The sequence below is a fragment of the Sphingobium sp. TomTYG46 genome (genome assembly GCF_055396345.1).
On sequence record NZ_AP027325.1, the window covers coordinates 772,646 to 782,621 of the forward strand.

Below are 9,976 nucleotides of genomic sequence, written 5' to 3' on the forward strand. Positions count from 1 at the left end.
AGAAGGTGCGTTGGCTTGAAAAGCTGTCACAGCTTTGCGGATGTCGTTAGCCGTTTTCCGCAAGCTGTTGCGGGGCGAGTACGAATGTGCCAGCCTGATGCAATTGGGATAGGGGTGCGCCACCGCGCATCGCCCGCGAATTGAAGCGCGTAAATGGACGAATTGGATAGCATTGGCTGGCCTCACATCCGTCCTGCAAAGGGACGCGATCTGCCTTTGCCGTTGCCCCGGCGTCCTACATCCTTTCCCGACGAACATGCCGAAATCAAGGAGATGAACTGGCGCACGCAATATGTGCAGCTGTTGCCTGGCCTTTTTGAGGGCGCGCTCTTTGACATGGAAATGGCTGGCGTAACGGTAGGGCTGGAAGAATATAACCTGCCGATGGAGGAGATGTTCTGCGCGCCCCCCGGCAAATTCTTCTATTTCCGGGCGCGCTCCAATGGCGAGGCATTTTGTGAAGGGCAGGCGCTGAATGGAGAATTCGGACTGATATGCGCCGATGAGGCGTTACTCCACTTTCTGGTGCGCGGCGATTATTCCGGCTTTTATGTGGCGATAGACCAGGATTTGCTCGACGTTTTGCTGGCCGATTTCGACTGGCGGACATATTTCAAGGTCAGAAAATGGATTTCGGTGTCAGCGGAGCGCACAGCCATGCTGGACGCAGCCGTTTTTGATCTTCTGAAATGTTTGTCGGACGATCCGCGCAACGCTGAACTGGTGGATCGGGGTGAAAATGTGGCGCTCGCGGCCGGATCCGTCGTAGCTGACCTGGACATTCAGGCGAGCAGCAGGCCCTCGCTCGACACACGAACCTATCTCTTTCGAAAAGCGCGTGACTATATCCTGGACAGGATTACCGAGGACTTCACCGTCGCAGAGCTTTGTGAAGCTCTGCGCGTCAGTCAGCGCACCTTGGAATATAGTTTTGCCGATATCACGGCACTAAGCCCGAAACGATATATTCTGACGCAAAGGTTGAACCGTGTACGTTCAGATATTCTCGCAAAAGGTGCCAGGACCGACGTGCTTGATCTGGCGTATAAATGGGGCTTCCACCATCCGAGCCGTTTTTCCCAGCAGTATCGGCGTCATTTCCACGAACTTCCTTCTGCTACCAAAGGCCGCTTGATCGGCGGTCTCGGCAACGCGGAGAGAGGTAGGGTGTCCAAGTGAGAAAAGGGTCGAGGAGGTTGGCCCCATCGACTCGCTGCCTTTGCCGAAGGGCAGAGCTACGGTGATACCCTCGCAGAGGTATTGCCGATCAATGTCGCAACCGGCACCATCGGGCGAATAAGCTATGGTCGTCCTCTAGTCATTTATAGAAGTCGGCCTTCCAGCAGCTGTAGCAATTTTCGCGGCCTTGAAGGCGCGCACTCTTAAAAAAGAACAGAGTTTCATAACTTTGAAGCTAGAGGATCAGGCGGCGCGTGAACACAATGGATTTGTTCAAGCTCGATGGGAGAGTGGCTCTCATAACGGGAGGTGGGCGCGGTATCGGCTTTGAGCTTGCTACGGCTCTGTCGCACGCTGGCGCGATTGTTTACTGTGCCGATATCGATGGTGCTGGCGCTGAAGAGGCAGCTGAACGGATTGCCGCGGATGGCGACTGCGCCGCCCATGGAATACAGGTGGACGTGTCTCAGGAGGCGTCGGTTGCCAACATGGTTGATGCCGTCATGAAACGGCACGGACGCCTTGATGTCTGTATCGCCAATGCAGGCATCGCTGAGCCTAATCTTCCTATATCGTGGGAGGATTACACGGCCGATCTCTGGCGTCGGCTGATCGATGTCAATCTGTCGGGCGTCTTCTTCACCGACATGGCGGCGGCGAAGGCCATGAAGGGTCGTGGCGGAGGCTCCATCATCAACATCGCGTCCATCGTCGGCGTGACTGCGGACTCTCAATGGGGCTGCATCGGCTACGCGGCGGCGAAGGGTGGGGTCGTGCAGCTTACGCGCCAATTGGGGGCCATGCTGGCTCCCGAGGGCATCAGGGTGAATTCGATAGCCCCCGGTTATGTCGCCACAGGATTGAGCGAAGGCGAGCAGCTGGATCATCCCGATCCAGAAGTTCGCCGCCTCCAGGCCGAACTGTTGGCTCGCACGCCGATGAAGCGCTACGCCCAGCCGCAGGAACTGCGGGGCGCGGCTCTCTTCCTGGCGTCCGAAGCCTCATCCTACTGCACGGGCTACACCTATGCCGTCGATGGGGGCTGGCTCGGTGCGTGATCATGGGTGCTGGAGTGAAGAGCAGGCGAACTTCAGCATAGTTTTTCTGGGAGTATTTTGATGTCGGGGTTCAAGCCATTTGCGGACTATAGCAACCATATTCTGGTGAACGGAGAGTTGCGGCGGAGTGCTTCGACGACCGCGCTTGACGTGATTGATCCTGCAACGGAACAAGTGGTTGCGAGCGTGTCGGACGCGACTGATGCTGAACTCGATCAGGCGGTCGCGAGCGCGAAGCAGGCGCAGCGCGCATGGCTCAAGCTTTCGGCGCTGGAACGTACCGAAGCGCTTCATAAGGTCGCGCAGGCCATTGAGGACGACCGGCCGTTGCTGGCTGAATCGATGACTCGCGAAATGGGCAAGCCGTACAAAGAAGCCTTCGACGAGGTTACATGGTCCGTATGGGCGTTCCGCTATTATGCAGAAGTGTCCCGCCACGATCATGGCCGTGTCGTCGGGCCGGTCGTAGGCGGCCATATGAACCTGGTCACCAAGCATCCACTTGGCGTCGTTGGCATCATCATGGCGTTCAATTTCCCCTACTGTCTCTATTCCTGGGAAGCGGCTGCGGCGCTTGGTGCTGGGAACGCTGTGATCCTCAAGCCATCCGACCACACATCGGTCTCGTCGATCCTGTTCCTCAAGACGATGATGCCGCACTTGCCGCCCGGCCTGATCGGCCTCATCACGGGTGGCGTTCGCGTCGGCACCGCGATGGTCGCGCATAAGGATATTCATGGCATCGCCTTCACTGGCAGCGTGGGCGCGGGCCGGGCCGTTGCGAAGGGATGTGCGGAAAATTTCAAGAAGGCTCTGATCGAAACGTCGGGCAACGATCCGTTCATCGTCATGCCGTCGGCCAATCTCGACATTGCCGCGCGCGCCGCCGTCTTCGCCGCTAACCTCAATGCGGGTCAGGTCTGCACGTCGGGCGAGCGCTTTTATATCCATCAGGACATCCACGATGCCTTCATCGACAAGGTGGTCGGACTGACACGGAAGATCCGTATCGGCAACGGTCTGGACAAGGTCGATATGGGTCCGATGGTGTCGGAGCGCGAACGGAGCCGCTACGAAGGACTGGTCTCGCGCGCGATCGAGGCGGGAGCCCGGGTGGCGACCGGCGGCGCCCGCCCGTCTCACCTCAACGCTGGCTACTTCGTCGAACCCACGGTCTTGACAGAGGTCCAACCGGACGCCGAAATCCTGAATGTTGAAAGCTTCGGTCCGGTGATGTCCATCTGCCGCGTCGCTGATTTCGACGAAGCTCTCACGCTCGCCAATCGGTCGGACTATGGCCTGGGATCGACGGTCTACACCACGGACCTTGGTGAAACGCACCGCGCCATCGAAGAGCTTGAAAGCGGCATGACCTGGATCAATGCCCCGCTGATGGACAATAACGCCGCGCCTTTCGGTGGCCGCAAAATCTCCGGCATGGGTAGCCAGCTAGGCGCGGAGGGCCTGGACCAGTTCCGGCACTCGAAGATGGTGATGATCGATCCGAGCTGCTCGTCTCATGATTTCTGGTGGTTCCCCTATGCAGATGCGGAAGCGTTTGGCGGCGAGAAGTGAAATCCAGTTTTATTTTGAATTCATGAAAGAAATTACAGAAAGGCTAGTCAATGAGCTTCGTCAAAACAGACCAGGAAGTCGCAGAAATTGAGAGCTTGCTGTCGGAGGGGCAATTTACGACAGAATCCCTGACGATTGAGTTCAAGACCACGCAGGAATTTCTGCGTAAGGTTCTCCCGCCCTGTTTCGATCTTCCCGACGAACCGATCGCCTACGCCAACGTGTCGCATTGGCAGTCGGCGCTTTGTGGCGAATTCGACTGCGGCATCATCTATCTGTCGTGCAAATATAAGGGTGAAGCTGGCACCACCATGCTGACCTTGTTCGTCAGCGGCGATATGCCTGTCACCATCGGGCGTGAAATGTGGGGTGAAGGCAAAAAGACCGGTAACGCTCGCCTGTATGTCGATGGTCATGAAGTTTACGCCTATGCTGAACGCAACGGTGTGCGCCTGATAGAAATTCAGGCCGAACTCGGTGCTGACCTTGGCCCAGCGCAAAACAACGTCAAGGATTTCGAGCTGAAGGCGCAGCCGCACACGACCGGCAAGGGCTTCCAGAACAAGGTGGTGTTGAGCTGCCTTGATACGGCGGAGGACTTCCGTGTTACGCGGCAGGGCACGGGCACGCTCAAGCTCGCCGGTACCGCGGTCGATCCGCTCGACACCATACCGGTGGTCGAAGTGGGCGGCGTCTCCTATGGTGAAGGCGCCTCCTGCTGGACCATACCTTTCTGGGAAGAACTGGATGACGGTCATGACTATCGTCCGTATATCTACGGTCAGAAATATGACGACTTCCGGTTGTTCAACAAGGCTCGCCGCTTCACCAGGTAAGAAGGGAGGCACCTTGGACATCGTGCAAAAGTGGCCGCCGGTTTTGCGCGAGCCGAAACAAAATTAGCGTGGCGGGCTGCGTCTGATTTGATGCAGCCCGCTCTAAGCCCCCCGCGCTGACGGACGTCGAACGGAGTGATCAGGTGATAGAGAAAAAGCAGCCAGATTTCCGCGCATGGGTGGCTCTGGCCCTCTGCTTTATAGCGACGGTCATTATCTTTCTTCCCTATGTGGGCTATTCGACCCAGATCGCGACAATGATGAGCGATCTTTCCATGGACTATACCATGGCTGGCGCCCTGGCATCGGGGACGGCCCTGTCGGGCGGCATCGTCGTGTATTCGGCCGGAGGGCTTTTCAACCGTTGGGGGGCCAAGAATGTCTGCGTCGCGGGGCTTGTCTTGTCCGCTCTCGGGCAGTGTTTATTCTCATTCGCCTCAACCTATCAAATGATGTTTGTCGTTCGCATTCTTCAGGGTGCCGCCATTCCACTGCTTTTCGTCGGACCTTATACCATCGCAATGCATTGGGCGGAGCATTCCAAGAGGCTTGGCGTTTTCATGGGCATCATGCTTTCCACTGATGGTATTGGCACAGTGTTTGCTGGATATGCCTATTCGCACGTCCTCGAAACCTGGGGCTGGCGCATCGGATCGCTGTGGGGAGCGGCGGCGCTTCTGATTATCGCTGGTCTGGTCTGGCTGCTTCTGCGCGAACCGGAGTCCACAGCACGGGCCGATCCTTCCACGCGCGTGGACAAACCTTCTCAACTTACTCAATATCTCTCCGTGCTGCGCCAGGCCAATGTGCGAGTGGCCGCGCTCTTTCTCACCGGAGTGTGGGGCACATATTCGATCGCTGTCTATTGGGTTCCCACGCTTCTGATCGAGGAAGGCCATTGGTCCGAAGCCGCTGCCGGGTTTGCCGGTGCGCTCTATCCGTTTGCCGGGGTCGTTTCGGCCGTGACCTTTGGTCTGCTGTCAGATCGGCTGGGCCATCGGAAGCCGCTGATGCTGATTTCCGGTGTAGGGATGGTCTTCTCCTTCATGGGCGCGGCGATGGCGGTCGATCAGCATCGATATGATTTGTTGGCGATGACGCTGCCGCTGGGCGGATTGTTCGCCTATGGTGGGTTGCCGCTGGCCTATTGTCTTGCGGCTGACGCTGTCGGGCTGGAAATGGCCGGAATGGCGACAGGCTGTATCATGGGCACCGGACTGATATTCGGAGGCGTTATCTACCCGCTCGTCCTGGGATATGTTCGCGATAGAACAGGCCTTTACACGCTGGGCTTTGTTTTGGCCGCTGTATCTCTCCTGATATTCAATTTTATCGCTGTTCTGTTTGGGCGCGATGTCGTTCGATCCAGTCAGGGCTCGGATCATGGTACGCCTGCGCAGTCAGCTGTCTAGCGCGGCTTGATCTCCGACTAGTAAAAGGAAGGGCCTCGATGGAAATTTCAGTAGTCACCGGGGCAGGCTCAGGCATCGGAGCTGGCGTCGCCATGAAGCTCGCCGCACGCGGGAGCTTCATCGCTCTGGCCGACCGGAATGCCGATGGAGTCAGGGAGACGCTTGAGCAGATCGAACGCGCTGGAGGACAGGGCATCGCGGCTACTGTTGATGTGACCGACGAAAATCAACTGGCCGGTTTCATCCAAAGCGTCGCGAAGGATTTCGGACGGCCCTCGACCGCGGTCGCCTGTGCGGGCATCGCTGCGACGGGCACGGTTGTAGATACGTCGGCCGAGCTGTTTCGCAAGATGATCGACGTCAATCTTACAGGCGTGTTCCTTTTCGCGAAAGCGATCATCCCATTCCTGGAGAATGGGGGCGGGACTTTCACTGCCATCGCGTCGGACGCTGGTCTGAATGGCTTCCAGGGCTACGCCGCCTATTGCGCGTCGAAGCACGCCGTCGCGGGACTTGTAAAGAGCATGGCGCTGGACCATGGCCCGAAGGGCGTTCGCTGCAACGCCATTTGCCCCGGATATGTTGAAACGCCGATGCTCGATCAGTTGCTGGCGGAAATTGGTTGGGCGTTCGACGATGCGGAAAAGGCTGTGCCGTTGGCGCGTTTCGCGAAGGTGGATGACGTGGCCAATCTTGTCGATTTCGTATCGTCAACCCTAGGCGGATACATCAATGGAGCTCTTATCCCGATCGACGGCGGAGGCTCTGCGGGGCCTTTTGCGCCAGCGTGATTACGGGGTCGACCACCAGATATTGGTCTGCTGCCGGATTGGTGGCACCGATATAAGGTGTTTTTACCTATCGGAGACCAGCCAATCGGCTGGATCGACAGAGTAGTTGAGTAGCACGCCGCATTTATCATCGCGCGCCCATATGATGGTTGCCAGCAGTTCGCGCCGGTCTGTGATGATCGAGACCTGCGATCCAAGCGGTGGAGCGTATTGAACCGACAGCATCGCGCCGTAGCTTGATATGTTCTTGATTGTTGTCGGCACGCCGACACCATCATGGAACATGGTGGCGGGGATGTTCGCCTCGTGACGCAGCTCAACGCGTTCTTCGCATGGCCTCAGTGCGATCCTCATGTTTTTTCTCCGGTTTCCCCCCGGCTCAAGACGACACTGATCGGCAAGAATGAACACGCGCTTTCCAATCATGGTAAGCGCGCACTTCGGATCGCCCATATCACCACACCGGCCGGATGATTTCAGGCTAAGAGTTGAAGTAGCGGAGAGGGCTGCCGGGCTTAAGGGGGCGGGGCATGAACCTGCTTACCAGCGCTATCATAACGAGCGGTGCATTTGGTCTGGCAGTGCCCTTCGAACGAAGAAGGGGGAGAGCCTTCAAAACAGCTTTCCCCCTTCTTCCTTACCTCCCGTAATTCACCGACAAGGTCACGCCATAGTAGCGAGGACGCGTATAGATGCTTTCCAGGAAGCCGAGGCTCGAAACGTCAAGCGCATAGGTGCGATATTTCTCCGCCGTCACGTTCTTCGCAAACGCGGTTAGCGTGAAAGGATCGAACTTGTAGCTCAGGCTCGCGTCCAGCGTCTGATACGCCTTTTCGCGCTCCACCGGGGCGCATACGACGCTGAAGCAGAAACCGCTGGTGAACGTGCCATCCAGGCGGGCGGTCAGGTCTCCGCTGCCCACTGGCAGAGTATAGCTGATGCTGGCATTGCCGGACAACCGAGGCGCCTGGGGCAGGCGGCTATCGGTGGTCGTGCCGTCGGGCAGGCCGATGCCCTTGACCTTGCTCTTGAGATAGGAAAGGCCGCCCGAAATGTTGAGGCCCTCGGCCGGCACCGCTGTTATCTCCAGTTCGCCGCCATAGACCCAGGCGTCATGGTTGCTGATCGTCTGAACGAGGTCGATCAGCGAAAAGGCCTGGTAGTTATGATAGTCATAATAGAAAGCGGAAGCGTTGATCCGCAGGCGATTGTCCAGGAATTTGGACTTTAAGCCGGCTTCATAGGACCAAAGCACTTCCGGCCCGTGTGGCAGGCGCGACACCACTACCGGCGCGGAAACTGGTGCCGAAAAATTCCCTGACTTCGTGCCGCGGGTAACACCTGCGAACAGCAAGATGTCATCGGTTGGCGAATAATCCAGTTGCAGCTTGCCCGAATAGAGATTGTAGCGCTTGCGGGCATCATCGGGATTGAGAGTGGGGTTGAACTCGATGATCTGATTGTCGGTCACGCCGCCGGTGATCGATGTGAAGTCGAGACGGTAGTCGTCGGTCTTCTTGTCACGGGTATAGCGTGCACCGGCTGTCAACTTCAGCTTGTCGGTCAGCGCATATGTACCTTGCGCAAATATCGACGGCGATTTGGTGCGGATCGAATAGTCGGAATTACCGGTCGAAAAATAATCCAGTCCGATCAGATTATATTCGGCATGCGACTGGTAATGTCCGTCAATGTCGATGTAGTTGACGCCTGCAACCCAGCGGAGGCTTCCGGTGTCCCCTTCGGCGCGTATTTCCTGTGAAAATTGGCGAAGATTGGTCCGTGGAGCGAAGATGCACCCGTTTAGCGGTGTGCCGTCACAATCCTCCCGATAGAATTTTCTCATCCGCTGATAATCGGTGATCGAAATGATCGTCACATCGCCAACGGACCAGTCGATGCGGCCGGTATAGGCCTGGATCGTCCGGCTGAAGACGGACGGGATATTGTTGTTGTTTTCGTATAGGCCGTAGCTTGCCGGTTTCACATAGCCGTTCGGATCGACGCCGGGGCCAGTACCCCAGAAATCATCGGTAGGCGACTGTGTCACGCCGCGGCCATGATCGGCGGGAACGGCGGGCGTGTAGGTGTAGGTGCCGCCCGCGATTGAATTGTCATCGCGCGATCGCATGGCGCGCAGCAAGACTTTCAGGTTGGGCGTGGGTTTCCAGAGCAGCTGGACACGGCCGGCGAACTGATCGGTTTCGCCACTGTCGCCGATCGCCGGATTGTTGCTTTTGACGAAGCCATCCCTCTGCACTCGCGCAATGGCGAAACGGGCCGCAAGCGTATCCGAAACAGGGCCACCAGCGCCTATCTCCGTCGCGTAACCGCCGTCGCTGAACCATGTGGCCGAAGCATTGAGCGAAAAATCGTTGGTGGGTTTGCGCGAAATATACTGGATCGCGCCGCCCGTCGCATTGCGGCCGAAAAGCGTCCCTTGAGGGCCGCGCAGCACTTCCACGCGTTCAATATCGAACAGGGGGAAGCCCGCTGTCGCCATGGAACTCAGATAGGAATCGTCCTGATATACCGCGACGGGTGGTTCCAACTGATCGGAATAGTCGTTCTGCGATACGCCGCGAAGATTATAGACGGTCGTGGAAGGACTATAGGCGTTATATTTGAGAGCGGGGACAAGCTTGACGATGTCCGTGCTGTCCACGATTGCCCTGGCTTGCAGATCCGATCCCGACAATGCGGTGACCGATACCGGCACCTTTTGAAGATTTTCCTCGCGGCGCTGCGCGGTGACCACGATTTCCTGGATACCCTGAACGGGAGCAGGTGCTGCCGCCGGTTCCTCCGTTTGCTGTGCCAGCGCCGCAGCTGGGAAGGCCATCACCATGGCGAGCGCTCCAAGGCTGGAACTGCTATGCCTGCACAAGCGGTTTTTCAACTTCGACATACCCTTCGCTCCCTTTGTTGATCGAGCAGATATCAACAAGCGCAGGTTCGACTCCTGCATCTCTTATTGTGAACGTATGTTCGTATCTAAAACTTAATCTGTCAATATGCCATGTGATTGCGTGAAATTCCGCGATAATGATCCATATATAGGGAAAATATGCGATGATTCATGCGCTTAATCCACCGATTGACAATTCTCCTCGAATCCTATTAGT

General features: G+C 57.2%; 8 protein-coding genes. 6 read left to right on the forward strand and 2 right to left on the reverse strand.

Going from position 1 to position 9,976, the window contains the following annotated elements; all coding sequences use genetic code 11:
• Nucleotides 1-153: 153 nt before the first annotated feature.
• The 6 genes from ACZ5YV_RS16735 to ACZ5YV_RS16760 all read left to right on the forward strand — a co-directional run bounded on the left by ACZ5YV_RS16735 (nucleotide 154) and on the right by ACZ5YV_RS16760 (nucleotide 6,851).
• Nucleotides 154-1,179 carry a helix-turn-helix domain-containing protein gene (locus ACZ5YV_RS16735; protein ID WP_464789504.1) on the forward strand — a complete coding sequence of 342 codons (1,026 nt, stop codon included), beginning with the start codon at nucleotides 154-156 and terminating at the stop codon, nucleotides 1,177-1,179.
• A 263-nt stretch (nucleotides 1,180-1,442) separates the two neighbouring features.
• Complete coding sequence (locus tag ACZ5YV_RS16740) at nucleotides 1,443-2,237, forward strand: SDR family NAD(P)-dependent oxidoreductase (RefSeq protein WP_464789927.1); 795 nt, start codon at nucleotides 1,443-1,445, stop codon at nucleotides 2,235-2,237.
• 60 nt (nucleotides 2,238-2,297) lie between these two features.
• Complete coding sequence (locus ACZ5YV_RS16745) at nucleotides 2,298-3,812, forward strand: aldehyde dehydrogenase family protein (protein ID WP_464789505.1); 1,515 nt, start codon at nucleotides 2,298-2,300, stop codon at nucleotides 3,810-3,812.
• A 50-nt stretch (nucleotides 3,813-3,862) separates the two neighbouring features.
• Complete coding sequence (locus tag ACZ5YV_RS16750; protein WP_464789506.1) at nucleotides 3,863-4,648, forward strand: acetoacetate decarboxylase family protein; 786 nt, start codon at nucleotides 3,863-3,865, stop codon at nucleotides 4,646-4,648.
• A 179-nt stretch (nucleotides 4,649-4,827) separates the two neighbouring features.
• The gene (locus tag ACZ5YV_RS16755) at nucleotides 4,828-6,060 is read left to right on the forward strand and encodes an MFS transporter (RefSeq protein WP_464789928.1); all 1,233 of its coding nucleotides are present in this window, start codon (nucleotides 4,828-4,830) and stop codon (nucleotides 6,058-6,060) included.
• Between the two features lie 38 nt (nucleotides 6,061-6,098).
• Complete coding sequence (locus tag ACZ5YV_RS16760; RefSeq protein ID WP_464789507.1) at nucleotides 6,099-6,851, forward strand: SDR family NAD(P)-dependent oxidoreductase; 753 nt, start codon at nucleotides 6,099-6,101, stop codon at nucleotides 6,849-6,851.
• A gap of 63 nt (nucleotides 6,852-6,914) precedes the next feature.
• Here ACZ5YV_RS16760 and ACZ5YV_RS16765 read toward each other — a convergent pair whose 3' ends face one another.
• Nucleotides 6,915-7,304, reverse strand: coding sequence for a PilZ domain-containing protein (locus tag ACZ5YV_RS16765; RefSeq protein ID WP_464789508.1), 390 nt, complete (start codon nucleotides 7,302-7,304; stop codon nucleotides 6,915-6,917).
• A gap of 184 nt (nucleotides 7,305-7,488) precedes the next feature.
• On the reverse strand, nucleotides 7,489-9,759 hold the full coding sequence (locus ACZ5YV_RS16770; protein ID WP_464789509.1) for a TonB-dependent receptor: 2,271 nt from the start codon (nucleotides 9,757-9,759) through the stop codon (nucleotides 7,489-7,491).
• Nucleotides 9,760-9,976: the final 217 nt, after the last annotated feature.

Coding starts and splice junctions, on each gene's coding strand:
- ACZ5YV_RS16735 (WP_464789504.1), top strand. CDS start 154: ATGGACGAATTGGATAGCATTGGCTGGCCTCACATCCGTCCTGCAAAG.
- ACZ5YV_RS16740 (WP_464789927.1), top strand. CDS start 1,443: ATGGATTTGTTCAAGCTCGATGGGAGAGTGGCTCTCATAACGGGAGGT.
- ACZ5YV_RS16745 (WP_464789505.1), top strand. CDS start 2,298: ATGTCGGGGTTCAAGCCATTTGCGGACTATAGCAACCATATTCTGGTG.
- ACZ5YV_RS16750 (WP_464789506.1), top strand. CDS start 3,863: ATGAGCTTCGTCAAAACAGACCAGGAAGTCGCAGAAATTGAGAGCTTG.
- ACZ5YV_RS16760 (WP_464789507.1), top strand. CDS start 6,099: ATGGAAATTTCAGTAGTCACCGGGGCAGGCTCAGGCATCGGAGCTGGC.
- ACZ5YV_RS16765 (WP_464789508.1), bottom strand. CDS start 7,304: ATGGGCGATCCGAAGTGCGCGCTTACCATGATTGGAAAGCGCGTGTTC.
- ACZ5YV_RS16770 (WP_464789509.1), bottom strand. CDS start 9,759: ATGTCGAAGTTGAAAAACCGCTTGTGCAGGCATAGCAGTTCCAGCCTT.